This window comes from Streptomyces nojiriensis, from assembly GCF_017639205.1.
In the GTDB taxonomy this organism is placed as follows: domain Bacteria; phylum Actinomycetota; class Actinomycetes; order Streptomycetales; family Streptomycetaceae; genus Streptomyces; species Streptomyces nojiriensis.
In genome coordinates, this window is record NZ_CP071139.1 from 4,117,639 (window position 1) to 4,142,875 (window position 25,237).

The window sequence follows — 25,237 nt, forward strand, 5'->3', positions numbered from 1 at the left end:
CCGGACGGACGGTCCACCACCTGATACATGCATGCCGTCTACACCTTTCCCTCGCTACGATGCGCGCACCCGCCTCCTGAAGGAGCTGCCCGTGCCTGCCGCCGTGTCCGCCGCCGCCACCACCTCCGCCGCCACTGCCGCCTCCGCCACTGCCGACTCCGCCTCCGCCACCGCGCCGCCGCCCGCGTTCGCCGCCCGCGCCGCCTCCGTGGAGGGGTCCCCCGTACGCGAGATCCTCGCGCTCACCGAACGCCCCGGGGTCATCTCCCTCGCCGGCGGCCTCCCCGCGCCCGAACTCTTCGACACCGAGGGCCTGCGGGCCGCGTACGACGCCGCCTTCGCGGTGTCCGCGCGGCGCGCGCTCCAGTACTCGACCACCGAGGGCGCGCCGGAGCTGCGCGAGGCCGTCGCCGCCCGGGCGACCGGGCGCGGGCTGCCGACCGGCCCGGACGACGTACTCATCACCTCGGGCTCGCAGCAGGCCCTGACCCTCATCACCGCCACCCTGATCGAACCCGGCGACGTGGTGCTGGTGGAGAACCCCACCTACCTCGCGGCCCTCCAGTGCTTCCGCCTGGCGGGGGCGCGGGTGGTGGCCGTGCCCTGCGACGCGGAGGGCATCCTCCCGGACGCGCTGGCGGACATCGTGGTGCGCGAGCAGCCGAAGCTGCTGTACACCGTCCCCACCTTCCAGAACCCGACGGGACGCACCCTCCCGGCCGCCCGCCGGGCGGCGGTCGCGCGGACCGCCGCCCGGCTCGGGCTGTGGCTGGTGGAGGACGACCCGTACGGGGAACTCCGCTACGAGGGCTCCGACGTCCCGTGGCTCGCCGCACACCCGGGGGCGGAGGACCGTACGGCGCTGCTCGGCAGCTTCTCGAAGGTCATGGCTCCCGGGCTGCGGCTGGGCTGGCTCCGGGCCCCGGCGGCGCTGCGGCGGGCCGCGGTCGTCGCGAAGCAGGCGGCGGACCTCCACACCTCCACGGTGGACCAGCTGGCCGCGGCGCACTACCTCGCGGCGGTGGACCTCGACGCGCACATAGCCACGGTCCGGACGGCCTACCGCGCGCGCCGCGACGCCCTGCAGAGCGCCCTGAGCCGGAGCCTGCCGGCCGACTGCGCGTGGAGCCTGCCCGCGGGCGGCATGTTCCTGTGGGCCCGCCTGCCGGCGGGCCACGACGCGGCGGACCTCCTCAGGACGGCCGTCGCCCACGGCGTCGCCTTCGTCCCGGGCGCCCCCTTCTACGCCACCGCCCCGGACCCCCGCACCCTGCGCCTGAACTTCACGACGCACACGCCGGCCGAGATCACCGAGGGCGTCGGCCGGCTGCGCGTGGCGCTGGCGGAGTACGGGGGCCTCGGCGGCGTCGGCGGCGTCAGTGCTGGAGGGCGACCTTGAGCAGCACGATGAGCAGCCCGAGGAACAGGTTGATCACGCCGGCCAGGATCATCAGACGGCGCGAGGCCCCGGCACGGCTGGCGGCCACGGTGGCCCAGCCGACCTGTCCGATCAGGGCGACCGCGAGCGCCAGCCATGCGATACCCGTGGCGCCCAGGCCGAACAGCGGGGCGATGGCCGCCGCGACGGCCGGGGGGACGGCCGCCTTGATGATGGGGCGCTCCTCCTTGGCGGTGCTGCGGACCACGTCCCAGCTCAGCCGGCGCACCATGCGGGCGCCGAAGAGGCGGGAGAAGACGTGCGCGGCCCAGAACACCACCCCGGTGCCGAGGAGCAGCGCGACGAGTTCCAGCCGCGGGAACTTGCCGAGAGTCCCGGCACCGACCACCACGGAGGCGGCGAGCAGGGAGCCGTAGACGGCGCCGGTGTAGTCCTCGCTGCCCGCCTCCCGCTCCGGGGCGGCACCGCCTTCCGGGCCGCCTTCCGGGCCGCCCTCCGGGGGCGCCGTCACGCGGCCCCGGCCTGCGCGGTGGGCCACTTGAGTTCGATCTCCATCTCGATCTCCCCGTCGCCGATCTCGACCTCGATCTCGGTGCGGAGCTCGTCGGGGACGCGCAGGCTCATCTTCCCGGGGCCGAGTTCGAGTTCGGCATTGCCGCCGTGGCGCAGCGCCTCCGCGAGCGCGGCGAGCTGGTCGGCGGCCTCGAGGCGGGAAAGGGAGCTCTTCTGCTCAAACTTGAGGTCCTTCACGGACGTCTCCAATCCGCTGCGAACACCGGGTCAGGCTCATTGTGACGCCGCACAGGAGGTCGGGCATCCCGGGCCTCAGCCACCCGGGGCCGCCACCGGCCGGTTGAAGGCCAGGGCGAGGACCTCGCTCCACTGCATGGGCGGAGCGGCGGCCGGGGCCCCCGGGCGGAGCCTGGGCACCAGGACGCGCAGTGCGCCCGGGCGGATGGAGCAGGTCACGGGTGTGGGCATGGTCAGCGCCTCGCCGTCCACGGCGACGGCGATGCGTTCCGCGTCCGATCGGACGACGACCTGGCGGGAGGTGAGTACGTGGAGGCCCGCCGCCCTCGCTCCGCGCAGCGCGACCTCGGCCGCCTGGGCGGCGTTGTTCACCCGGATGCCGAGGACGCCCAGCTCTCCGAGGTCGAGGCGGGACCTGCGGGCGCCCATCGGCTCGGAGGACGTGTAGGGGTTGTTGCTGACCAGCAGCGCCTGCTGGGACTCCAGCCGTTTCTCGTCGGTCACCGCGTCGAGGGTGGTGCCGGCGTATCCGAGGAGGAGGTCGGGCAGGGCGGCCAGTGCCGAGTCCGCCTTGGCGTCCCGGTACTCCGGCCGCTGCACGATCTCCGCGTAGACGCCGAACGAGGCCGTGTTGACGAAGGCCTGGCCGCCCACGACTCCCAGGTCGACCCTGAGCTCCTCCCCGTCGGCCAGCGCGTCCAGGCACCGGGCCGGGTCCTCGCGGTCCAGCCCGAGGTCCATGGCGAAGTGGTTCCGGGTGCCCGCGGAGATCACGAGGAACGGCAGGTCGTGCTCGGCGGCCACCTCGGCCACCCGGGCCTGGGTGCCGTCGCCGCCCGCCACCCCGAGCAGGTCCGCTCCGTCGGCCACCGCCTGCCGGGCGAGGGCGGCGACGTCCGTGACGACCGCCGGGTCCAGCAGCACCACCCGGGCGCCGAGCGCCTCCCCCTTCTCGACCAGGCCGAAGCGGCCGACCTTCCCGCCGCCGGACTTCGGGTTCATGATCAGCACCGGGTTCCGGGGGGCGGCCCGGGCGACGGCCCGCATGCCGTCGGGCCGGCGCGCGGCGCGCAGCGCCGTCCGCGCACAGGCCACGGCGGCCGCCCACAGCGCGATGGCGAGCAGCGCCGTGAGCCACAGGTCCTCCTGGGCGTAGATGAGCAGGATGGCCACGGGCGCGCCCACCACCAGCAGGGTGCCGATCAGCCGTACGGCGCCGCGATGGGACACCACCCACCAGGTCCCCATGGCCGTGAGCGCCGCCCCGGCCACCCCGACGACGAGGACGAGCAGCCCCCCGACGATGCCCTCGGCCACCAAGGTCACCGCGGCGAGCACCGCACAGACCAACGCCAGCAGGGCCCACAGCCGCGCGCGCCGGGGCGCGCCGGAAGTATCCGGGAGTGCCATGCCCTCACGTCCTCGCCTCGTGCCGTGGACCTCCACCACGAGGGTGTGGTCATCTCCGATCATCCCCCGCGAAGGACCGGCCGTCGACGCGACGGGAGCGGGGCAGCGCCACCCGAGGGAAGCGGCAGATTTCGTTGCTCATGCAACCAATCACCTCCGCTCAACCCCGTGAGGCGGATGGCACTCGGCTCAACTACCAGCACCCTCGACCCGTCTCACGTGCAGCTGATCAGGGTTCGACGCGCCTGGCGTGATGTGTGCGCTACCGAAGAGTAAATTTCGCCGACCTGTCACGCAATGCGAAAGTGAGTTCGATCAAGGCGTACGGGGGTTGGGGTGGGGGGAGTTGTGGTGGGGTTCGACGAGGAGTGGGGTCGGCTGCGGGCCGCTGCCGGCCAGGCTGCCCATCGACCGGAAGTGGTCGATCCGGCAGTAGAAGCACACGAGGCGATGCTGGAGCGGCTGGCGGAATTCCGCAGCCGGGTCGTTCTCGTGCCGTTGGACGTACGAGACGGCCTGTGGACGGCCGAACTCGGGGGGCTGGACTGGATCTGCGCGTTCTCGGACGAGGAGGCGCTGGCCCGGTTCGCCGAGGCGCGCGGCGAGGCCGACCGGGAGTGGACGTACCGGCGGGTGGTCGGTGCGCGCCTGCTCGACGAGCTGGTGCCGGCGGTGGGCTTTCCGTGCGGGGTCGCGTGGAACGCGGCGGGGCCGGACGGGCTGGCGTTCCCGCCGGTTCGGGGGATCGTGCCGGATGCCTCGGCACTCGACGGGGAGACGGCCGCATGAGCGGGGACGGGGCGGAGCTCGATGTCTCGAAGCAGGCGTTGGCGCTGATCGCGCAGGGGATCACGGCGAGCCTGGCGGAGTTGAAGGAAATCGGATCGGTGGGCACGGCGAGCATGGGCGGCGGTTTCACCGACCTTGCCCTCTCGGGGATGGAGACCGGGCACGAGGGCCTGACATCCACCCTGGGCACGTTCTGCGAGCGCTGGGGCTGGGGGGTGCGCTCGCTGGTGCAGCAGGGAAACGCCTTCGCCCGGAACGTGGGGCTGTCGGCCGGTGCGATGTACGAGCAGGACCAATACATCCAGGGCAGCTTCAAGGTCGTGGCGAACGCGGCACTGGGCAACCCGTACGCCGAGGAGAAGGACATCATCGCCAAGAGCTGGGGCGAGGTCCTCTCGGACAACCCGATCACCCAGATCAAGAACGCGGACTACAGGCCGGAGTCCTTCGAGCGGGCCTCGGAGAACGGCAACGAGGCCTGGAAGAGCACTGTCCGGGACCTGAACAGTTCCGACATCCTGTTGCCCAACCAGATCATCGACGCGGTCGGGTTGCGGGATGAGGCGGACGAGGCGGTCGATGACATGGTCGGCCCGGCACCCGAGGCACAGCCGGGCGGTGCGGGGCGATGACGGACTTGGGAAAGCTGGTCGACAAGGGTCTCGACAAGTTCGACGAGACGGTCGATTCGGCCAAGAAGGTCGTCGGCCACGGCGTCGACAGGGTCACCGACGAGGTCGGTGGCGTCCTCGATCGTGCCGGCGCGCACGGCTGGGCGGACACGGTCGAGGACTTCGGCGACGGACTCGCCTCCCGGCTCGGTGCATCGGTACGCGAACAGCAGCTCGGCGAGAGTGAGCAGGCCGACGAGCTGATCCACGGCAAGTCGTCGGCACTCCGGGGGTCGGCCAAGCACCTGGCGGACTTCCAGGCGGCGTTCGAGCGGGTCGGTCAGGGCATGAAGGCCCTCGACTCGGACCAGTGGAAGGGGCAGGCGGCCGACGCGTTCCGCGCGAAGTTCGCCATGCATCCCACCGACTGGCTGCGCGCCTCCGACGCGTGCGAGTCGGCGAGCGGCGCGCTCAGCCGGTACGCGGAGACGCTGGAATGGGCGCAGAAGCAGGCCCAGGCTGCCATCGATCTCCACAAGGCCGCGGTGAAGGCGACGAAGGACGCCCACGACGCGCACGTCGCCAAGGAGGACGCCTACAAGGCGGCCGCGCAGGCGGGCCACGATCCCGGCCCGGTCCCGGTCGAGGGCGCCGATCCGGGCGCGGCAGCCCTCAAGCAGGCCAAGGAGATCCTGGAAGAGGCCCGCAGGCAGCGCGACGAGGCGGCCATGACGGCCGAACGCACGCTCAAAGCGGCCATGGAGCACGCCCCGGCGGAGATGCCGGCGACGGACCGGCTGCTGGCCGGGCTCAGCGACTACGCGGGCTCGGAGGTGTTCGAGCTCAGCCATGTCGTGGGCGGAGTGTTGAAGGGCACGGCGGGAACGCTGAACTTCGCACGCAGCCTGAACCCCCTCGACCCGTACAACGCGACGCACCCTGCCGATTTCCACCAGAACCTCAGCATGACGCTGGCCGGTCTCGTCTCCACCGCGTCCCACCCCGAACGCATCCCCGGCCCGATGATCGACAGCTATATGGCGGATCCGAGCGAATTCAAGGGCCGCATCCTCCCCGATCTCATCGGCACCAAGGGCTTGCCCACCCTCCGGACCGGATTGCGCTTCGCCGAGAAGACGGCGAGCAAGGAAGCGGCCCGGACGGCCGCGAAGGCCGAAGCCGAGGCCGCCGCTCGCCGCAAGGCGGACCTGAAGTGCAAGGGCGACCCGGTCGACGTGGCGACGGGCCGGATGGTCCTGCCGCAGACCGACCTGGTCCTGCCGGGCGCGCTGCCGCTCGTGTTCACCCGGACCTTCGAGTCCTCGTACCGCGCCGGCCGCTGGTTCGGCCCGAGCTGGGCGTCCACGGTCGACCAGCGTCTGGAGATCGACGAGGAGGGAGTGATCCTCGTCCGCGAGGACGGCAGCCTGCTCGCCTACCCGCACCCCGAGCCGGGAACCCCCGTACTCCCCGGCCACGGTCAGCGCTGGCCGCTCGTCCTCGATGCGGACGGCGGCTACACGGTCACCGACCCCGAATCCGGACACGTCCGCCACTTCACGGACGAGGGCCTCCTCACGCAGCTCGACGACCGGGGCGGCGCCTGGATCACCTTCGAGTACGACGAGACGGGCGCGCCGGCCGCCCTGTCCCACAGCGGCGGCTACGAGATGCGCCTCAGCTCGTCGGAAGGCCGAATAACCGGCCTCGCCCTCGCCGACGGCACCGAAGTCCTTCACTACGGGTACACGGACGGCCACCTCACCCACGTCACCAACTCCTCGGGCCGCCCCCTCCGGTTCGGCTACGACGAACTCGGCCGGATCACCTCCTGGACCGACACCAACGACCGCCACTTCGACTACGTCTACGACGAACGGCACCGCTGCACCGCCCAGTCCGGCACCAACGGCCACCTCGACGTCCGCTTCACCTACGAGGACGGCTCCACCACCTACACCGACTCCCACGGCCACGAGACCCGGTACCTGGTCGACGACCGCGCCCGGATCACGGCCGAGATCGACCCGACGGGCGCGACCACCCGGTTCACGCACGACGCGTACGACCGGCTCCTGACCCGCACCGACCCGCTCGGCCACACGACCCGCTACGTCTACGACGAGCAGGGCCGGCTCACCACGGTGGTCCGCCCCGACGGCCGCGAGGTAAGGGCCGAGTACGACGCTCTGGGCCTGCCGGTCACGGTGATCCAGCCCGACGGCCGGGTCACGCGGGCGACGTACGACGAGCGCGGAAACCGCACCTCGGCCACCGCACCGCACGGGGCCACGCACCGCTTCACGTACGACGCCCGCAACCACCTGGCCTCGGTGACGGACGTCCTGGGCGCGGTCACCACGGTCCGCTGCGACCCGGCCGGCCTGCCCCTGGAGATCACCGACCCGCTGGGCGCGACGACCACGTACACGCGCGACCCCTTCGGCCGCCCGGTCGCCGTCACCGACCCCCTCGGCCACACCACCCGCCTCACGTGGAGTGTGGAGGGCCGCCTGCTCCGCCGGGAGACCGCCGACGGCGGCACGGAGTCCTGGACCTACGACGGCGAGGGCAACTGCACCTCCCACACCGACCCGGTGGGCGGGCTGACGCTCTCCGAGTACGGGGACTTCGACCTCCTCACGGCCCGCACGGGCCCGGACGGCGTCCGCCACTCCTTCAACCACGACACCGAGCTGCGCCTCACCTCGGTCACCAACCCCCAGGGCCTGACCTGGACCTACGCCTACGATCCCGCCGGGCGACTGGCCGCCGAGACGGACTTCGACGACCGCACCCTGACCTACGGCTACGACCCCGCGGGTCGCCTGGTCTCCCGTACGAACGCACTCGGCGCCACGACCACGTACGCGCACGACGCCCTCTCCCAGCTCCTGCAGAAGGAGACGGCGGACGGCATCACGTCGTACGAGTACGACGACTACGACGAACTCGCCCGGGCCGTCTCGCCGGACGGCACCACGCTGACCCTGCGACGGGACCTGTACGGCCGCGTCGTCTCGGAGACGGTCGACGGACGCACCCTCACCCACACCTACGACGTCGCGGGCCGCCGGGCCGGCCGCACCACACCGGCCGGGGCCTTCTCGGAGTGGACGTACGACGCGGCCGGCCGCCGCAGCGCCCTCAGCGCATCGGGCCGCACCCTGACCTTCGAGCGGGACGCCGCAGGCCGGGAGCTGACCCGCGCCATCGGCCCGGACCTGGCCCTGGCGCACACCTACGACCCGGTCGGACGTCTCACCGACCAGCACCTCATCGGCCAGGACGGCCGCACCCTCCAGCGCCGCGGCTACAGCTACCGCGCGGACGGCGCCCTCACGGCGATCGACGACGCGCTCGCCGGTCCCCGGACCTTCACCCTGGACCCGGCGGCCCGCGTCACGGCGGTCGACGCGTCCGACTGGACCGAGCGCTACGCCTACGACGACGCCGGCAACCAGACCAGCGCCTCCTGGCCGTCCCGCCACCCGGGCGCGGAGGCCCAGGGCGACCGCGCGTACACCGGCACCCGCATCACCCGTGCCGGCTCGATCCGCTACGAACACGACGCCCTCGGCCGGGTCACCCTCCGCCAGAAGACCCGCCTCTCGCGCAAGCCGGACACCTGGCACTACGAGTGGGACGCGGAAGACCGCCTGAGCGCGGTCACCACCCCGGACGGCACGCGCTGGCGCTACCGCTACGACGCCCTGTCCCGCCGCACGGCCAAGCAGCGCCTCGCGCCCAGCGGCGAGGTGGCGGAAGAGGTCCTCTTCACCTGGGACGGCACCACCCTCTGCGAGCAGACGGAAGGCCCGGTCACCCTCACCTGGACCCACCACGGCCTGCACCCGCTCACCCAGGCGGAGAGCGTCCTCGGCACCACGGACGACCGCTTCTTCGCCGTCGTCACGGACCTCATCGGCACTCCGCGCGAACTGATCGACGAGTCGGGCGAGATCGCCTGGCGCGCCCGCTCCACCCTCTGGGGCTCCACCACCTGGACCCGCGACGCCGTGGCCTACACGCCCCTGCGCTTCCCGGGCCAGTACTTTGACCCCGAGTCGGGCCTCCACCACAACTACTTCCGCACCTACGACCCCGAAACGGCCCGCTACCTCACCCCGGACCCCCTGGGCCTGGCCCCGGCCCCGAACCCGGCGACGTACGTCTCGAACCCGCACACGTGGTCGGATCCCATGGGGTTGACGCCGGAAGGTTGCCCGGATCATGAGTTTCACACGGTGCAGGGGGCCGAGGACGCCGCACGCCTCCGAAATGGCGGCACGCCATGGCCTGAGGATGAACTTCGCGGACAGTACGGGCACGGCGTCTACGCCTGGTCAACCCTCGAGGAAGCCGGGCGATATCTTGCAGTGCGTTCCAAGCAAATTCCGGAAGGCGGATTGTCTATTGTATCCTTCAGGGTTTCGGCTGCCGATTTCCTCAGCTTCAGGAAAGCCGACATGACATCCATGACACCCGACGAAGCAGAAAAATTCATGGACGCTCACAGCAGAATTTACGGAGATGGGCTTCCACACGACTATGACTACATCAAGGGAATGCCACAAAAATATGGCAGCGAAAATTTCTTCGACCGAAACGTATTCCACATGCTGAAATTTTAAGGATTGACATGCACTACAAATACAGGTTCATGAAGGGTGGAATCGGCCTCGCCGCCGATCTCTTGGCGCACACAGAAGAATCCGAATCCGCACCATCGGGAGCCATCCAGATAGACCAACGTCTGCACTTGCGCCTTCCAGCGGGCCATATCTACTGGAAGGACGCCGCATGGCTTGCGTACGGACTTTCGCTCCACACCGCAGAGCTTTCGCGCATTGCCGACGGGCACCTACTCGTCGCCATCGATTCCTTCACCTACCCCGGCGCCGACTACCAGGCGGAAGTTGCAGCCCTGGCAATCGACGGATGGGTCCACCAAATTCTGAACAAACCCCCCTGCGGAATCTCTGTAAGCTTCGACCAGCCACACCGGAAATTCCGCTTCGACTGGGGGACCGGCATGGTTCCGTTTTGCGACGACCTTCCGGACTGAGCCGTCGATCTCCCCGGCTCAGGGGCGGGGCATGTCGGCGCAGCCGTCTCGGGATCGACTTCGCGGGGCAGCGGACCGATGACGTCGATGACGTCATCTACGGGGGCTACGACCACGCCGGGCATCGGGGGCGCGTGCCCGGGCTCGTTTCCCTGCTCGGTGATGCGTCGGCGGCGGACCGCGAGAGGTATCTGGCCTGCGCCCCGACAACGCGGCCAGGTGCGGTGCCGGGCGTTGCTGACCGGCGAGGTGTCCTGGGGGGAGGATGGCGTATGGAAACGAACCGCTCGATGGCCCGTCTGCTGGGCCGGGTCGGCATGGAGGGCATCACCCCGGACGAAGCGCCTGCAGCGTTCCTTCGGATCGCGGAATGCGGCTGGGAGGTCACCCCCGGCGGCGCGCACGTCCTGTCGGCGCTGAAGTCCGCTCCACCGGGACCGTTCTCGGACGTGGTGCACGAGGAGTACACCGTCAACGGTCGCGGCATGACCGACCACGACCTCCCGGCCTCCGGGGAGGAGCGGGAGTCGAGACTGCTGCGGCGCTGCGTGGCGTACGCGCGCAGCGCTCTTGTGCGTACGGACGCACTCCGCTCGACCGTCGAGATCTCCGCGTACATCTCCCTTTCCTACGGCGGCCTGGCCGACGACCACCTCACGGCGAACGTCACCTTCTGCGGTGACCACCCCGGCGTACCGCCTTATGCGGCCGACCTGGAAGCCTTCGGATACGAATCCATTCTCCGGCTCCGGCGCGCGGGGCTGCGACCGTGGTGACCCGAGGCCGCCGGTGGCAGTGGAGGACCGCCGGGGAGGTTCCCGAAGGTTCGGGTACCGGCCGGCAGTTGGACCTCATGCGGAGGCTGTCCCACGCCTAGGCCGTCGAGGTTCGCCGAGCAGTGGCTGGGCGCGCGCAGGAACGACGGCGGCCGGCGCCTCCGACGCTCTTCGGGTCCACGACCCTTCACACCGCCGCGCCCGCGCCATAGTCTGACGCACCGTCAGATACCGTCGTGCGCCCCGGAGGTCCGTCATGCTGCTGCAAGGGAAGACCGTCATCGTCTCCGGTGTCGGGGCCGGGCTCGGGCATCAGGTGGCCGCCGCCGTCGTGCGCGACGGCGGGAACGCCGTGCTCGGGGCGCGGACCGGGGCGAATCTCGCCAAATCCGCCGCCGAGATCGACCCCGACGGCACGCACACCGCGTACCTGCCGACCGACATCACCGACGAGGCGCAGTGCGAGGCCCTCGCCGCGCTCGCGCGGGACCGGTTCGGGAGGCTCGACGGCGTCGTGCACGTCGCCGCCTGGGACTCCTACTTCGGGGGGCTGCAGGACGCCGACTTCGGGACCTGGCAGCAGATCATCGACGTGAACCTGCTGGGGACCCTGCGGATGACCCGGGCCGCTCTGCCCGGCCTCAAGGAGCGCGGCGGGGCCGTCGTCGTGATCGGGACGCAGTCCGCCGTCGCCGCACCCAACGAGGTGCAGCAGGCCGCGTACGCCGCCTCCAAGGGGGCGCTGACCTCCGCCATGTACTCCATGGCCCGCGAGCTCGGACCGCACCGGATCCGCGTCAACACCGTGCTGCCCGGCTGGATGTGGGGCCCGCCCGTGCAGGCCTTCGTCACCTTCACCGCCCACACGGAAGGCGTTCCGGAGGCCGAGGTGCACGCCCGCCTCACGGAGCGCATGGCACTGCCCGATCTCGCCACCGACGGGGACGTGGCGGACGCCGCGGTGTTCTTCGCCTCCGACCGGGCCCGGGCGATAACCGGCCAGTCGCTGCTGGTCAACGCGGGTGAGCTGATGAGATGAGCCACTCCACAGCCGCCCCACCGCCACAACGTCGGATCGTATGCTCGCCCCATGACCACTCCGAGTGACGCTCCGACCGAAAACGCGATGCGCCGCGCGCTCCGGCGGGCCCGCGACGGCGTCGCGCTCGACGCGACCGAGGCGGCCGTACTCCTCCAGGCGCGCGGCGAGGACCTGGGGGACCTCGCCGCCTCCGCCGCACGGGTGAGGGACGCCGGGCTCGCCGCCGCCGGGCGGCCCGGTGTCATCACCTACTCCCGCAAGGTCTTCATCCCCCTCACCCGCCTCTGCCGCGACAGGTGCCACTACTGCACCTTCGTCACCGTCCCCGGAAAGCTCCGCAAGAGCGGCCACGGGATGTACCTCTCCCCCGACGAGGTCCTCGACATCGCCCGCCAGGGCGCGGCGATGGGCTGCAAGGAAGCGCTCTTCACCCTCGGCGACCGCCCCGAGGACCGCTGGCCCGAGGCCCGCGAGTGGCTCGACGCGCACGGCTACGACGACACCCTCGCCTACGTGCGCGCCATGGCGATCCGGGTCCTGGAGGAGACCGGCCTGCTGCCGCACCTCAACCCCGGCGTCATGTCCTGGTCCGACCTGCAGCGGCTCAAGCCGGTCGCACCCAGCATGGGCATGATGCTGGAGACCACCGCCACCCGCCTGTGGTCCGAGCCGGGCGGCCCCCACCACGGCTCCCCCGACAAGGACCCGGCCGTACGGCTGCGCGTCCTGGAGGACGCCGGCCGCTCCAACGTCCCCTTCACCACCGGCGTGCTGATCGGCATCGGCGAGTCCTACGCGGAGCGCGCCGAGGCGTTCTTCGAGCTCCGGCGGATCCAGCGCGCCTACCACGGCATCCAGGAGGTCATCGTCCAGAACTTCCGCGCCAAGCCGGACACCGCCATGCGCGGCATGCCGGACGCGGAGCTGGAGGAGCTGGCCGCCGCCATCGCCGTCGCCCGCCACATCCTGGGCCCGAGCGCACGCATCCAGGCCCCGCCGAACCTGGTGGACGCCGAGTACGCGCTCCTCATCGGCGCGGGCATCGACGACTGGGGCGGGGTCTCCCCGCTGACCCCCGACCACGTCAACCCCGAGCGCCCCTGGCCGCACATCGAGGAGCTGGCCGGGCGGACCGCCGCCGCCGGCTTCGAGCTGCGCGAACGCCTCACCATCTATCCGGAGTTCCTGCAGCGCGGCGAGCCCTGGCTGGACCCCCGCCTGCTGCCGCACGTACGGGCGCTGGCCGATCCGGGGACCGGGCTGGCCGACGAGGGCGCCGCGGTCGAGGGCCGGCCGTGGCAGGAGCCGGACGAGGGCTTCACCGCGTACGGGCGCACCGACCTGCACGCCACCATCGACACCGAGGGCCGCACCGGCGACCGCCGCGACGACTTCGACGACGTGTACGGGGACTGGGAGGCGCTGCGGGAGGCGGCCGCGCCCGGGATGGTCGCCGAGCGCATCGACACCGACGTACGGGGCGCCCTCGCGCAGGCCGCCGACGATCCGACGAAGCTGACGGACGCGCAGGCGCTGGCGCTGCTCCACGCGGACGGCCCGGCCCTGGACGCGCTGTGCCGCATCGCCGACGACCTGCGCAGGTCGGTCGTGGGCGACGAGGTCACCTACATCGTCACGCGGAACATCAACTTCACCAACGTCTGCTACACCGGCTGCCGCTTCTGCGCCTTCGCGCAGCGCCGCACGGACGCCGACGCCTACACCCTCTCCCTCGACCAGGTCGCCGACCGGGCCGCCCAGGCCTGGGACGTGGGCGCGGTCGAGGTGTGCATGCAGGGCGGCATCCACCCGGACCTGCCCGGGACGGCCTACTTCGACATCGCGCGCGCGGTGAAGCAGCGGGCCCCCGGCATGCACGTGCACGCCTTCTCGCCGATGGAGGTGGTCAACGGGGCGACGCGCACGGGGATGTCCGTACGGGACTGGCTGACGGCGGCCAAGGAGGCGGGCCTGGACTCGATCCCGGGTACGGCGGCGGAGATCCTCGACGACGAGGTGCGCTGGGTGCTGACCAAGGGCAAGCTGCCGACGGCCGACTGGATCGACGTCATCACCACCGCGCACGAGCTCGGGATCCGCTCCTCGTCCACGATGATGTACGGGCACGTGGACCAGCCGCGGCACTGGCTCGGCCACTTCCGCACGCTGTCGCGCATCCAACAGCAGACCGGTGGTTTCACGGAGTTCGTCACGCTCCCCTTCATCCACACCAACGCGCCCGTGTACCTGGCGGGGATCGCGCGGCCGGGTCCGACGGTCCGGGACAACCGCGCGGTGACGGCGATGGCCCGGATCCTGCTGCACCCGCACATCCCCAACATCCAGACGAGCTGGGTGAAGCTGGGGGCGGAGGGCGCGGCCGAGATGCTCCGGTCCGGGGCGAACGACCTGGGCGGCACGCTCATGGAGGAGACCATCTCGCGGATGGCCGGGTCGAGTTACGGCTCGTACAAGTCGGTGCAGGACCTGATCGCGGTCGCCGAGGCGGCCGGGCGCCCCGCGAAGGCCCGTACGACGCTGTACGGGGAGGTGCCGCAGGAGCGGCAGGAGGCGGCCCGCGCCTCGGACGGGCACCTGCCCGAGCTGCTCCCCGTACTGGACTGAGCGGAAGGGGATCCGGGTCGGTGTCAGGACCGACCCGGATCCATCCGGAGCCATCCGGATCAGCGGGATCAGCCGACCAGGAGGTCCTTCTTCAGCTCCTTCAGCTCGCGGGCGTCGATGCCGAGCCCGTCCTTGAGGTAGCGGTCGAAGGAGCCGTACTTCACCTTGACCTCGTCGTAGCCCGCGTTCAGGTACTCGGGGCGCACGTCGAGCAGCGGCTTGTAGACGGCGGCCTGCTGGGCGGGCAGGTGGGAGAGGATCGCGTCGTTCGCGGCCTTGCGGTAGTCGTTGCTGGCCAGGTAGTCGGCCTCGACGGTCTCGCGGGGAACGCCGAGGGCGGTCAGCAGGGCGGCGCCCGCCCAGCCGGTGCGGTCCTTGCCGGCCGTGCAGTGGAAGAGGACGGAGCGGCTGCGGTCGCGCTCGATGCCTTCGAAGACCTGGGTGTACGCCTTCTTGCCGCCGGCGCCGGAGACCATCGCGCGCTCCGCGTCGACCATGGCCTTGACGGCCTCGTCGGGGGTGCGGGGCATCGTCTGGAAGGAGCCGGAGCCCGCGAAGACGTCGGCGACGACGTAGGTGGCGCCCGTGGGCACCTTGTCGGCGGCCTTGGTGCGCTCGTCCTCCATGCGGAGGTCGAAGACCGTCCTGACGCGCAGGCGCTGCAGCTTGGCCAGGTCGTTCTCGGTGAGCTTGTCGAGCGCGTCGGAGCGGTAGATCTCGCCCATCCTGACCCACTGGCCAGTGCTGGTGCGGTAGCCGCCGGCGTCGCGGAAGTTGGCGGTGCCGTCCAGCTTGATCAGGCGGTCGGCGAGGCGCAGGCCCTGGCCGCGGCCGGGCTTGAAGTCGAACCACTGGCGGTCGGCGGCGGGCAGGCCGGCGACCACGGCGCTGCCTTGGGACCCGCCCTTCGCGACGACCTTGCCGTTCGCCTTGATCTCGACCCGGTCGGTGCCGCGGGCCTTCCACCGGAGGGTGAAGGAGCCGTCGGCTCCGGCGGTGACGGTGGCTTCGGTGAACGGGACGGCGGACCGGTCGTGCCGGTCCCAGCCCGAGGCGGAGGCGAGCGGGGCCGCGACCAGGGAGGCGGCGACTGCGGAGGCGACGGCGGTCGCGGCGAGGAGAGCCTTCTTCATGGCTCCGAGGCTGGGCGGCCGCGGAGAACGTCCGATGAACGAGGCGTGACCGAAAACGACCGACTCGAAGGCAACTGGCAAAACGTGCCACCTGCCGGATCGCGGCTGGAAGTGTTCGGATTCTGGCCGATCTACGCTCACTTACGGGATCCCTGGCCGACCACTTCCGGTTTCGACCGATCCTGTCCACTACAGTGCGGGTTCGCGTGCGCGGCGGGTACGGATAGGGGCGCCGGGCATCGAGTGGAGTGGTCAGCGGGGGGCACGGTGCCGGGGATGGACGCGGGGACGGACGCGGAGATGGACGCTGTGAACGGTACGAACGGCACGGGCTCCGCGGCGGGCCCCGGCCCCCTCCCGAGCGGCCCCGTCCCGGGTGCCGACGCCCCTGCCATCTCCCTGCACGCCCCCGCCCCCACCGCCCCGGCAGGCGCCACCGGCCCCGCGGGCGCGCACCTCCCCGGCGGCCCAGGCCGGGCAGCCACCGGACCCACCGTCCCGGGCGCCCCCGCCCCCGCCGGCCCGGCGCGCGGCCAAGGCCCGGCGGGCGCCACCGGACCCGCGGGCGCGCACGGCCTCCTCCGCGGCGGCGCGGGACCGGCCCCCGCCGGGGCGAACCGTACGCTCGGCCGGGGCATCGCCACCGGCCTGTGGGGCCGCGTCGAGCAGCAGGACTTCCGCAGCCGCGTCCGCGGCACCCTCCTCGGCTCCGCCCTCGGCGACGCCCTCGGCGCCCCCGCCGCCGGCCTCTCCCTCGCCGCCCTCCGCGAGGCCCACGGCCCGGACGGCCTGACCGGTCCGGCCCCCGCCCTCGGGCGCCGCGGCCGGGTCACCGCCGCCACCCAGCTCACCCTCTTCACCGTGGACGGGCTGATCCGGGCCCACGTACGCCGCGACACCGGCGCCTGGCACCCGCCCACCGACATCCACCACGCGTACCTGCGCTGGGCCGCCACCCAGCACGACTGGGGCCCCGACGAACGCCGCAAGGACAACGGCTGGCTGGGGCGCGAGGAGTGGCTCTACGCCCGCCGCGTCCCGCACCGCGCCTGCCTGACCGGCTTCGCCGACGACGTCCTCGGCACCCTCGACCAGCCGAAGAACCCCGCCGCCCGCGACGCGGCCGCCGCCTCCCGCTCGGCCCCCTTCGGGCTGCTGGTCGGCTGGGAGCCCGCCCTCGTCCTCCAGCTGTCCGTCGAATGCGCCGCGCAGAGCCACGGCCACCCCACCGCCACCCTCTCCGCCGGAGCCGTCGCCGTCATCGTCCACGGCCTGATCCGCGGCGAATCCCTCGACTCCGCCGTCCAGCGGACCCTCGGCCTGCTGGGCGCCCGCCCCGGCCACCAGCCCGTCACGGACGCCCTGCAACGCGCCACGGCCGCCGTCACCCACGGCTCCCCCGGGCCCGAGGCCGTCGAAGCCCTCTCCCCCGGCGGCGACGGGCCCGAGGACGCCGCCGGCGCCCTCGCCGTCGCCGTCTACTGCGCCCTGGTCGCCGAGGACGTCCCCCAGGGCCTGCGCCTCGCCGTCAACCACGGCGGCGACTCCATCGCCGCCGGCGCCCTGTGCGGGGCGCTGCTCGGCGCCCTGCACGGCGAGACGGCCCTCCCGGCCGCCTGGCTCGCCGAGCTCGAGGGCCGCGCCGCGCTGCTGGAACTCGCCGACGACTTCGCCCTGGAGATGACCCAGGGCCCGAGCCTGCACAGCCCCACCGCCTCCGCCCCGGGCTGGCTGGTCCGCTACCCGCGCGGCTGAACCGCGCCCCCGGCAACTGACGCACCCTCAACAATCGCGGGCCCAGCCCGTACCGTGGCGGGTCCCACGTCTCGGAGGTGCCAGAACACATGCGGATCGCCACGACCATCTTCCTCACCGACCGCACCATCTCCCCCGTCCGGCTGGCCCACAGCCTCGAAGAGCGCGGCTTCTCCGGCCTCTACCTCCCGGAGCACACCCACATCCCGGTCAGCCGCGAGACCGCCGCCCCCATGGGCGGTGAGCTCCCCGAGATGTACGGGCGCACCCTCGACCCCTTCCTCGCCCTCGGCCAGGCCGCCGCCGTCACCGAACGGCTCCACCTCGGCACCGGCATCACCCTGGTCGCCCAGCACGACCCGATCGGCCTCGCCAAGCAGGTCGCCACCCTGGACCACCTCTCCCACGGCCGGTTCACCCTCGGCATCGGCTACGGCTGGAACGTCGAGGAGGCCGCCGACCACGGCGTCGAGTGGCGCACCCGCCGCGACCTGGTCCGCGACCGGATGGCGCTGATGCGCGCCCTGTGGTCCCCCGAGCCCACCGCGTACGTCGGCCAGTACTGCTCCGTCCAGGCCAGCACCGCCTACCCGAAGCCGGTCCAGGCCCCGCGCGAACTCGGGCCCGGCGCCCCCCTGTACGGCCCGCGCACCCTGATCGGCGGCGCGGCCGGCCCCAAGCTCTTCGCCGCGATCGCCGACCACGCCGACGGCTGGCTCCCCATCGGCGGCGGCGGCCTCGGCGAATCCCTCCCGGTGCTGCGCCAGATCTGGGAGACGGCCGGGCGCGACCCGAAGGCCCTGCGCGTGGTCCCGTACGCCGTCCGGCCCACTCCCGGCAAGATGAGCCACTACGCCGACCTCGGCATCGAGGAGGTCGTCCTGCAGCTCCCGTCGGCCGGGAAGCCGGAAGTCCTGCGCACCCTGGACGAGTTCGCCCAGTACCTCTGACGGGCCGGGGCCGTCCGGTCCCGAAAACCCCTCGACGGGGCACGGCCGCCCTGCCGATCATGACGCCATGACGAACCGAGGGGCGCACGGCGTGGACCGGGACATCGAGAACCAGTGGACGGCGCTCCCGGCGGGCATCCGCACCCAGGTCGACGGCTACGTCCTCCAGGACGGCCTCATGCAGGCGATCAGGCTGGTGTGGGCGGCGGGCCGCGTCCAGGGCATCGGCCTGCGGGAGGCCCAGGAGATCGTCCACCTGCGCTACGTGCACTTCGGCGACCGGGTGGCCCGCACCCCCGACGATCCGATCGACCTGGACTCGCTCGCCGCCCTCGCCCACGGCATCCCGGGCCGGGTGGTGGCGATCGAGGCGGTCTGGGACGGGGACACCGTGCACGACTGGTTCGTGAACCTGCTGGCCATCACGGACGGACCGGCCGGGCAGAGCGGGCAGAAGGGCCTCGCCACGATCTACTGGGGCGCGGCGGAACGCGCCCTGGACGGCGCCGGCACCGGCGGCCTCCACCCCTCGGCGGCGGCCGCCACCCGCGCGGGCACCGCCCTGGCCGCGCACCTCGGCGTGCCGTTCCATTTCGCCAGCCCCGACGACCCGGACGACGAGGCTCCGCGCTGGCGCCCCTGAACGGCGACCCGGCGGCTCAGGGCGCCGCGAGCGCGGGCATCCCGTCCACCAGCACCACCACCCCGACCACGTCCCCGTCGGCCGACCTGCCCACCCAGACGGGATGCCCCCCGTCCGAGGTCACCGCGAACGCGGCCAGCTCGGCGCCGGAGGACGGCTCACGGGTTCGCGCGAGGAACATGGACAGGGGATCGGTCCTCTTCCAGCCCGCATCCGGATCGCCGCTTCCCATCGCCCGGTCGAAGAGCGCCTGGAGCGGCCCCCACTCCTGGGCATCGGCGAAGGCACCCGTCGCGCCGTCCGTGGAGAAGCAGTACACCTCGCCCTCGTCGAGCAGCCGCGGGTCGTCCTCCGGCGCCATGACCACCTCCCAGGAAGCGGCGGGCGAATCGCTCACGCGCAGCCGGACCGCGGCGGTCTCCGTGCAGTCCACCCAGCGCTCGTCCCACGGGCAGTGGTACCCGAAGGCGATGCGCGCCTCTTCGAGCGGGTACGTTCCGGGCGGGACGGCCACGGTCAGGCGCGGCCCCTTCCCGTCCAGCGGGCAGTCGATGCCCAGCAGTCCGCTCGGCACGTTCAGGGTCCCGCCCCGCACCGGCTCCACGACGGTCATCTCGGGGTACTGCGACGTGGTCATCCGCGTCCCGGGCCGGAACAGCGCGTCCAGCGGCCCGGCCTCGCCCGGCCGGGGAGCCCGCCAGCGGTCGGCGGGCTCGCACTCCGGATCCGCGCCCGGTCGCGCCACGGACATCTCCCGGACGGCGACCGGCTCCGCCGACCCGTGCAGCTGCGCCGAGAGCACGGGCCAGCCCCCGAACTCCGGGCGGTCCATCCACCGCTCCTCCTCGGTGACCTTGGCCGTGGTCTGCATCGATCCCCCTTTGGAGCCCTTCGGTTCCTGCACGAGGCGGCCCCGGCCGTCGGGGAACAGGGTCACGGTGGTCCGGGATGCCTCCGCGTCGAACTCCGGCACCTCGGGCCCGGCGTAGCCCCAGCGGCGCGCCCGCCGGGTCAGCAGCCGGTCCCCGTCCAGGAGCCGGTAGTCGACCTCATAGGTGCGGCGGCCCTGCTCGTCGTAGACCCAGAGGCCCACGTGGTGCTCCTGCCAGGAGACGAGCCTGACTTCGAGCGGAGCCTCCCGGCCGGGCGTCCGGTACTCGGCGACGTACGGCAGGCCGGCCGCGTCCCGCTCCCGCGCGGCCTCGGCGGACAGCGGCCGCCACGGCGTACGGGTCGCCAGGTCCCAGCCCTCCGCGTACCCCAACTCGACGACCATCCCCGCCACCGCCCGCTCCCACCCGTTCCTACACCTGATCGCACGGTAGCGGCCACCACCGACAGCGCCGCGGGCGGCTACGTCCGCACCCCCGCGCGGTGGGTCAGCTCGGCCCACACCGTCTTGCCGATCAGCCGGTCCATGACCCCCCAGTCGGCGGCGACGGCGTCGACGATGCGGAGTCCGTAGCCGGATTCGGCCTGGTAGGCGTGCGGTCGCAGGGCGGGCCGGCGGTCGCGGCGGGCGTCGGAGACCTCGATGCGCAGGACCCCCTCCAGCAGGGTCATCCGGAGCTCGAAGTCCCGCCCGGGCACCCGCCCGTGGAGGACGGCGTTGGCGGCGAGCTCGGCCACCAGGAGCCCGGCGTCGGCGGAGAGCGCGGTGGACTCCGGGACGCCCCAGTCGTGGAGTTCCACGAGGGCCAGCTGGCGGGCGAGGCGGGCTCCGCGCCGGGTGCAGCTGAAACGCTGAGTGAACACGCGTACGAGGGTCCGGGCGGGGCCGGAAGGTGCGGTCATGGCGCCAACATCCCGCCTGGCCAGGGTCGTTCGACACCAACCGGACTCGTACAAACCAACTGTACGAGTTCACTCCCTGGACAGTGCGAGTCACGGTGCGTGAACATTTCTCGCGGAGGTGACCGCCATGGTGAGTGCCGACGACAGCGGCGACGGCGAGGACGAACCGGATGACAACCTGCGCAGCTTCGGCGAGACGGTCAAGGCCTCCCGCAAGCGGGCCGGGCTGACCCAGGAGCAACTGGCCCCGCTGGTCGGGTACTCGGTCCAGTACGTCGGCTCGGTGGAACAGGGCCGCCGCCACCCGTCGCAGAAGTTCGTCAACAAGACCGACGCGGCACTGAACGCGCACGGCGTGATCATCATCGCGGCCCGGCAGTTGTCACGGCGGCGGGGGCTGGCGACCTGGTTCCGGCGGTGGGCGGAGCTGGAGGAGGGCGCCGTCATCCTCAACACCTACGAGTCCCGGTCCGTGCCCGGTTTGCTGCAGACCGAGGCCTACGCGCGGGCCCTGGTGGACGATGTCCTGCCGCCGCCCACCCCCGACGAGGTCGAGTCCCGCATCACGGCCCGATTGAAGCGCCAGCAACTCCTGCACCGCACTCCGTACACGGTCTTCAGCTTCATCATCGACGAGGCGGTGATCCTGCGGCAGACCGGCGGGCCGGAGGTGACCCGTGAGCTGATCGACCACCTGCTGGGCTGCGGACAACTCCCCAACGTGGACCTGCAGATCATGCCGCTGGTGAGTCCCCAACACGCGGGCCTCGGGGGCCCCTTCCACCTCCTCGAAACCCAGGATCACGAGTGGATGGGATACAGCGAGGGGCAGCAGTCGGGCCGCGTGCTGACCGACCCGAAAGACGTCAGTCTCCTCCACCTGCGGTATGCCAAACTTCGCATCCAGGCTCTCAATCCTGCGGACAGCAGGGCCCTGTTGATGCGATTGCGAGGATCCCTGTGAACAGCTCCCCGTTGCGGTGGTTCAAGAGCAGTTACAGCAGCGGCGACGGCGACGACTGCGTCGAGGTCGCCGCCTGTGCGGACGCCGTGCACGTCCGGGACTCCAAGGTGACGGCCGGTCCCGAGCTGGCCGTCGCGCCCGCGAGCTGGGGGGCGTTCCTGGCCGGGGTCACAGCGGGCTCCTGACGCGGCACGCCCGAATGACAGAGGGTGACCGCCATTGGGGTGAATCACCGTTTCCCGTGAACTCTCCGTGATGTTGACCGGTCGCGTGCCGTCTGTCCCGCACGTCGATCGAACTCTTAGGAGAGTGTCATGCGTATTCGCTCTGCCCTGACGGCGTCCGTCCTGGCTGCCGGCATCCTGATGGGCGGCGCCGGCGCGGCCCTGGCCAACGACGGTGTCGACATCGATTACTTCTCCGCCGGCCACAAGGCCTTCGCGTCCAACTGCTCCTCCTTCGCCGGCATTCCGGCGAAGATCGGCCCCCTGTACGCCGACAGCTGCGAGAAGGCGGGCGAGAAGGAGTGGGCCGAGGCCCACCACCTGGGCGCCTGACGCCCGGCGCTCGTCGGCCGGGGGCCCGCCACACGGGCCCCCGGCCGGCGGGTCGGCCGTGCGGTCGGCGGCCGAACCAACCACCCATGACCCGGCGGGGTTTCGTACGCTGGCGAGCATGATCGATTCACATATTCATGTCCGTGTCGCCCGGCCCTCCCTCGACCTGGCGGCCGCCGAGCGGTTCTACGTCGACGGGCTCGGGCTGCAAGTCCAGTGGCGGAGCGCCGAGAGCGTGCCCGGTGAGCACGACCTGCTGATGGTCGGACCGGCCGGTGGCGGCTGGCACTTCGAGCTCACCCGTGACGACTCGAACCCGATCGTGCCCGCGCCGACCGTCGACGACCTGTTCGTGGTCTATCTCGGCGAGGCCCCCGACGAGGCCCTCGTCCAGCGCCTGGTCGAGCACGGCGGAACCCGTGTCGCCGCCCACAACCCGTACTGGGACGAGTGGGGGGTCACCGTCGCCGACCCCGACGGCTACCGGCTGGTGCTGTGCTCCCGCACCTGGGGCCCGGCCGTCGCGTCGGCGTAGGCCGACCGCCCGAGGACCGGGTAGTCGGTGTAGCCCTCCGGGCCCTGTACGTGCATCAGGAACTCCGGACGGATCTCGTTGAGCGGCGCGTCCGTGCGCAGCCGTTCCACGAAGTCGGGGTTGGCGAGGAAGCCCCGGCCCAGTGCCACGAGGTCGGCGCCCTCGGACAGCAGCCGTTCACCCTGCCGCTTGCCGCCGTCGGCCGCGACCTCCTCGCGGGAGAGCGCCGGGTTGGCGATCAGGGTGCCCGGCCAGTCTCGGCGGATCCGGGCGAAGGCGGGCCGGTCGGGGTCTGCGTGAACCTGGTGCAGGTAGGCCGGCGCCAGGTCGGCCAGCGCCTTGACCAGGGCCGGGTAGATCTCCTCGGTGTCGCCCTCCTCGATCCCGTTGACGTTCACTCCGGGCGAGATGCGGACGCCGACCCGCTCCGGGCCGATGGCCTCGGCAACGGCCCGGACCACCTCGACGGTGAACCGGATGCGGTTCTCGACGGGGCCGCCCCACTCGTCGGTACGGCGATTGGTGTTGCTCGCGAGGAACTGGTGCAGCAGGTGGCCGTTGGCGGAGTGCACCTCCACCCCGGCGAAGCCCGCCTCGACGGCGTTCCTGGCCGCGCTCGCGAAGTCGGCGATCGTGGACCGGATGTCGTCGGCGGTCATGGCGCGCGGTACGACGCCGTCCCGGAGGCCGCCGGGGGTGTGCAGCTGCTCGGGGAACGGCACCGCCGACGGGGCGAGCGGTACGTACCCGCTGGTCTCGGGGTGGCCGACCCGGCCGCCGTGCTGGAGCTGGAGGAACATCTGCCCGCCCCCGGCGGCCCGTACGGCCTCGGTGACCCGGCGCCAGCCGGCGATCTGCTCCGGGGTGTGGATGCCGGGGATGTGCGGGTAGGTCTGCCCGGCGGCGTTGGGGGTGCTGGCCTCGGCGATGATCAGGCCGGCCGAGGCGCGCTGCGCGTAGTACGTGGCCATGAGTTCCCCGGGGACGCCGTCGGCCCCGGCGCGGTTACGGGTCAGCGGGGCCATCACCAGGCGGTTGGGCAGTTCCAGGGCGCCGAGGCGGGCGGAGTCGAAGAGGCGGGAGGCGGCGGGACCGTGCTGTGTCTGCGTCATGCCGGTACCGTAAAAGCTGACACTGATGTCAGGTTCAAGAGCTGGGGTGGGGCCATGCGGATCGGTGAACTGGCGGCGCGCACCGGGGTCGGTGAGCGTTCGCTGCGCTACTACGAGCAGCAGGGCCTGCTCGCTTCGGACCGGACGCCCGGCGGCCACCGGGACTTCCCCGAGCGGGCGGTCGACCGGGTCATCCGGATCCAGGAACTGTACGCGGCCGGCCTGCACAGCTCGAAGATCGCGCAGATCCTGCCCTGCATGCGGGACGAGGACGGCGGCCCGTCGGTGCGCGCCACCCCGGCACTGGTGGCCGAACTGGCCACGGAGCGGGAGCGGATCGACCGGATGATCGGCGATCTGCTCCGCTCCCGCGAGGTGCTGGACGAGGTGATCGAGGCGGCGGCGGGCCGCACGGCAGTCGCCTAGCGTGTGTCGCCCGGGGGTGTTGCCGCGGGCGTGCCCGGCTTCGTGTGGAGGACCTCGCGGGCCTGTTCCGCGGCGCGGGTGATGCCTTCGGAGACGAAGTCCATGAAGCGGGCGATGTTCTCCAGGCGGTTGGCGGCCGGGGTGTCGGGGCCGAGGATGCTGACGCCCTGGCGTGCGGTTTCTATGATCAGGGCGTTGGCGCGGGCGCTGGCGATCGTCGCCTGGTACCAGACGTCGTCGTCGACGAAGTAGCGCTCGCGGCGGCGTTCGTCGCGCTCCCTGCGGACGAGGCCCTGGCCCTCCAGGAACGTGATCGCCTTGGAGATGGACGCCGGGCTGACCTGGAGGCGCTGGACGAGTTCGGACGCGGTGAGGCTGCCCGTGTCCGTGATGTAGAGGCAGGACATCACCCGGGCCATCATCTTGGGCGTGCCCGCCTGGATGAGGACGTTGGTGAACACGTCCTCGAACTCCCGCACCGCTTCCGGGTCGCGCCCGTGGGCCTGCGGGAGCGCCTCCGACCCCCGGGGGGCGGCCTGGCTGCGCCGGTGGGCGCGGCGTTCCGTGGCGCGGTGGGCCAGGTCGGCCCGGTAGGCGTTGGGCCCGCCGTTGCGCATCACCTCGCGCGAGATCGTCGAGGTCGGACGGTCGAGGCGCCTGGCGATCTCCGCGTAGGGGAGATCGTCGGCCAGTCCCAGCGCGATCTGCTGGCGTTCCTGCTGATTGAGCCTGCCTCCCGGCATCGCGGTCTCCTTCGTGGTCCGTGGTGTGGCCCACTATAGCGTTCACTCTCATTCCATTGCAACGAACCGCGTACCGCGTGTTGCGTTAAGCTCGAAACCATTGCAATGAAATCTCGCCTTTGAACTGCAGTGATGCACATTTAGCGCAACGATCC

Annotated in this window: 24 protein-coding genes; 16 read left to right on the forward strand and 8 right to left on the reverse strand. The window is 72.1% G+C overall.

Annotated elements, in window-relative coordinates:
- Positions 1-103: 103 nt before the first annotated feature.
- A complete protein-coding gene (locus JYK04_RS19045) occupies positions 104-1,399 on the forward strand; it encodes an aminotransferase-like domain-containing protein (protein WP_373297397.1) in 1,296 nt (431 codons plus the stop codon).
- Here JYK04_RS19045 and JYK04_RS19050 read toward each other — a convergent pair.
- From JYK04_RS19050 to JYK04_RS19060, 3 genes are all read right to left on the reverse strand, one after another.
- Positions 1,377-1,910 carry a hypothetical protein gene (locus tag JYK04_RS19050; RefSeq protein ID WP_189735679.1) on the reverse strand — a complete coding sequence of 178 codons (534 nt, stop codon included), beginning with the start codon at positions 1,908-1,910 and terminating at the stop codon, positions 1,377-1,379. The two genes, JYK04_RS19045 and JYK04_RS19050, sit on opposite strands and share 23 nt — an antisense overlap.
- Positions 1,907-2,149, reverse strand: a complete 243-nt coding sequence (locus tag JYK04_RS19055) for an amphi-Trp domain-containing protein (protein ID WP_189735297.1) — start codon at positions 2,147-2,149, stop codon at positions 1,907-1,909. Before JYK04_RS19055 ends, JYK04_RS19050 begins: the two co-directional genes overlap by 4 nt.
- Positions 2,150-2,224: 75 nt before the next feature.
- The gene (locus JYK04_RS19060; RefSeq protein WP_189735295.1) at positions 2,225-3,559 is read right to left on the reverse strand and encodes a diacylglycerol/lipid kinase family protein; all 1,335 of its coding nucleotides are present in this window, start codon (positions 3,557-3,559) and stop codon (positions 2,225-2,227) included.
- Positions 3,560-3,910: 351 nt separating this feature from the next.
- Here JYK04_RS19060 and JYK04_RS19065 point away from each other — a divergent pair, with 351 nt between their 5' ends.
- The 7 genes from JYK04_RS19065 to JYK04_RS19095 all read left to right on the forward strand — a co-directional run bounded on the left by JYK04_RS19065 (position 3,911) and on the right by JYK04_RS19095 (position 14,470).
- Entirely contained in the window at positions 3,911-4,348 is a 438-nt protein-coding gene (locus JYK04_RS19065) for an SseB family protein (protein ID WP_189735293.1), read from the forward strand.
- On the forward strand, positions 4,345-4,980 hold the full coding sequence (locus JYK04_RS19070; protein ID WP_189735291.1) for a hypothetical protein: 636 nt from the start codon (positions 4,345-4,347) through the stop codon (positions 4,978-4,980). Before JYK04_RS19065 ends, JYK04_RS19070 begins: the two co-directional genes overlap by 4 nt.
- Entirely contained in the window at positions 4,977-9,593 is a 4,617-nt protein-coding gene (locus JYK04_RS19075) for a putative T7SS-secreted protein (RefSeq protein WP_189735289.1), read from the forward strand. The genes JYK04_RS19070 and JYK04_RS19075 overlap by 4 nt, the downstream gene beginning before the upstream one ends.
- A gap of 8 nt (positions 9,594-9,601) precedes the next feature.
- Entirely contained in the window at positions 9,602-10,027 is a 426-nt protein-coding gene (locus JYK04_RS19080) for a hypothetical protein (protein WP_189735287.1), read from the forward strand.
- Positions 10,028-10,299: 272 nt separating this feature from the next.
- Entirely contained in the window at positions 10,300-10,803 is a 504-nt protein-coding gene (locus JYK04_RS19085; protein ID WP_229875093.1) for a hypothetical protein, read from the forward strand.
- 256 nt (positions 10,804-11,059) lie between these two features.
- Positions 11,060-11,842 (forward strand): SDR family oxidoreductase, encoded by a 783-nt coding sequence (locus JYK04_RS19090; RefSeq protein ID WP_189735285.1) that lies wholly within the window; start codon positions 11,060-11,062, stop codon positions 11,840-11,842.
- A 51-nt stretch (positions 11,843-11,893) separates the two neighbouring features.
- Positions 11,894-14,470 (forward strand): bifunctional FO biosynthesis protein CofGH, encoded by a 2,577-nt coding sequence (locus JYK04_RS19095; RefSeq protein WP_189735283.1) that lies wholly within the window; start codon positions 11,894-11,896, stop codon positions 14,468-14,470.
- A gap of 68 nt (positions 14,471-14,538) precedes the next feature.
- Here the strand turns inward: JYK04_RS19095 and JYK04_RS19100 are convergent, their stop codons facing one another.
- Positions 14,539-15,603: a tyrosine-protein phosphatase gene (locus JYK04_RS19100; protein ID WP_189735281.1), complete on the reverse strand. Its 1,065-nt coding sequence runs from the start codon at positions 15,601-15,603 to the stop codon at positions 14,539-14,541.
- A gap of 636 nt (positions 15,604-16,239) precedes the next feature.
- On the opposite strand from JYK04_RS19100, the gene JYK04_RS19105 reads away from it, so the two are divergent.
- From JYK04_RS19105 to JYK04_RS19115, 3 genes are all read left to right on the forward strand, one after another.
- Complete coding sequence (locus JYK04_RS19105) at positions 16,240-17,358, forward strand: ADP-ribosylglycohydrolase family protein (protein ID WP_189735675.1); 1,119 nt, start codon at positions 16,240-16,242, stop codon at positions 17,356-17,358.
- A gap of 89 nt (positions 17,359-17,447) precedes the next feature.
- Complete coding sequence (locus tag JYK04_RS19110; protein ID WP_189735279.1) at positions 17,448-18,308, forward strand: TIGR03619 family F420-dependent LLM class oxidoreductase; 861 nt, start codon at positions 17,448-17,450, stop codon at positions 18,306-18,308.
- Between the two features lie 67 nt (positions 18,309-18,375).
- Positions 18,376-18,951: a hypothetical protein gene (locus JYK04_RS19115; RefSeq protein WP_189735278.1), complete on the forward strand. Its 576-nt coding sequence runs from the start codon at positions 18,376-18,378 to the stop codon at positions 18,949-18,951.
- 16 nt (positions 18,952-18,967) lie between these two features.
- Here the strand turns inward: JYK04_RS19115 and JYK04_RS19120 are convergent, their stop codons facing one another.
- Together JYK04_RS19120 and JYK04_RS19125 are read right to left on the reverse strand one after the other, a co-directional pair.
- Positions 18,968-20,227 carry a DUF4241 domain-containing protein gene (locus JYK04_RS19120; protein ID WP_189735673.1) on the reverse strand — a complete coding sequence of 420 codons (1,260 nt, stop codon included), beginning with the start codon at positions 20,225-20,227 and terminating at the stop codon, positions 18,968-18,970.
- A gap of 77 nt (positions 20,228-20,304) precedes the next feature.
- Entirely contained in the window at positions 20,305-20,745 is a 441-nt protein-coding gene (locus tag JYK04_RS19125; RefSeq protein WP_189735276.1) for an ATP-binding protein, read from the reverse strand.
- A 127-nt stretch (positions 20,746-20,872) separates the two neighbouring features.
- Here JYK04_RS19125 and JYK04_RS19130 point away from each other — a divergent pair, with 127 nt between their 5' ends.
- From JYK04_RS19130 to JYK04_RS19145, 4 genes are all read left to right on the forward strand, one after another.
- Positions 20,873-21,709 (forward strand): helix-turn-helix domain-containing protein, encoded by an 837-nt coding sequence (locus JYK04_RS19130; RefSeq protein WP_189735275.1) that lies wholly within the window; start codon positions 20,873-20,875, stop codon positions 21,707-21,709.
- Complete coding sequence (locus tag JYK04_RS19135) at positions 21,706-21,894, forward strand: DUF397 domain-containing protein (protein WP_189735274.1); 189 nt, start codon at positions 21,706-21,708, stop codon at positions 21,892-21,894. The genes JYK04_RS19130 and JYK04_RS19135 overlap by 4 nt, the downstream gene beginning before the upstream one ends.
- A gap of 129 nt (positions 21,895-22,023) precedes the next feature.
- Positions 22,024-22,266 (forward strand): hypothetical protein, encoded by a 243-nt coding sequence (locus tag JYK04_RS19140; RefSeq protein WP_229875092.1) that lies wholly within the window; start codon positions 22,024-22,026, stop codon positions 22,264-22,266.
- Between the two features lie 118 nt (positions 22,267-22,384).
- The gene (locus JYK04_RS19145; protein WP_189735273.1) at positions 22,385-22,801 is read left to right on the forward strand and encodes a VOC family protein; all 417 of its coding nucleotides are present in this window, start codon (positions 22,385-22,387) and stop codon (positions 22,799-22,801) included.
- Here JYK04_RS19145 and JYK04_RS19150 read toward each other — a convergent pair.
- Entirely contained in the window at positions 22,747-23,913 is a 1,167-nt protein-coding gene (locus JYK04_RS19150; RefSeq protein WP_189735272.1) for an alkene reductase, read from the reverse strand. The two genes, JYK04_RS19145 and JYK04_RS19150, sit on opposite strands and share 55 nt — an antisense overlap.
- A 54-nt stretch (positions 23,914-23,967) precedes the next feature.
- On the opposite strand from JYK04_RS19150, the gene JYK04_RS19155 reads away from it, so the two are divergent.
- Positions 23,968-24,339: a MerR family transcriptional regulator gene (locus JYK04_RS19155; RefSeq protein ID WP_189735271.1), complete on the forward strand. Its 372-nt coding sequence runs from the start codon at positions 23,968-23,970 to the stop codon at positions 24,337-24,339.
- Here the strand turns inward: JYK04_RS19155 and JYK04_RS42405 are convergent.
- The gene (locus JYK04_RS42405; protein WP_189735270.1) at positions 24,336-25,082 is read right to left on the reverse strand and encodes a GbsR/MarR family transcriptional regulator; all 747 of its coding nucleotides are present in this window, start codon (positions 25,080-25,082) and stop codon (positions 24,336-24,338) included. The two genes, JYK04_RS19155 and JYK04_RS42405, sit on opposite strands and share 4 nt — an antisense overlap.
- Positions 25,083-25,237: the final 155 nt, after the last annotated feature.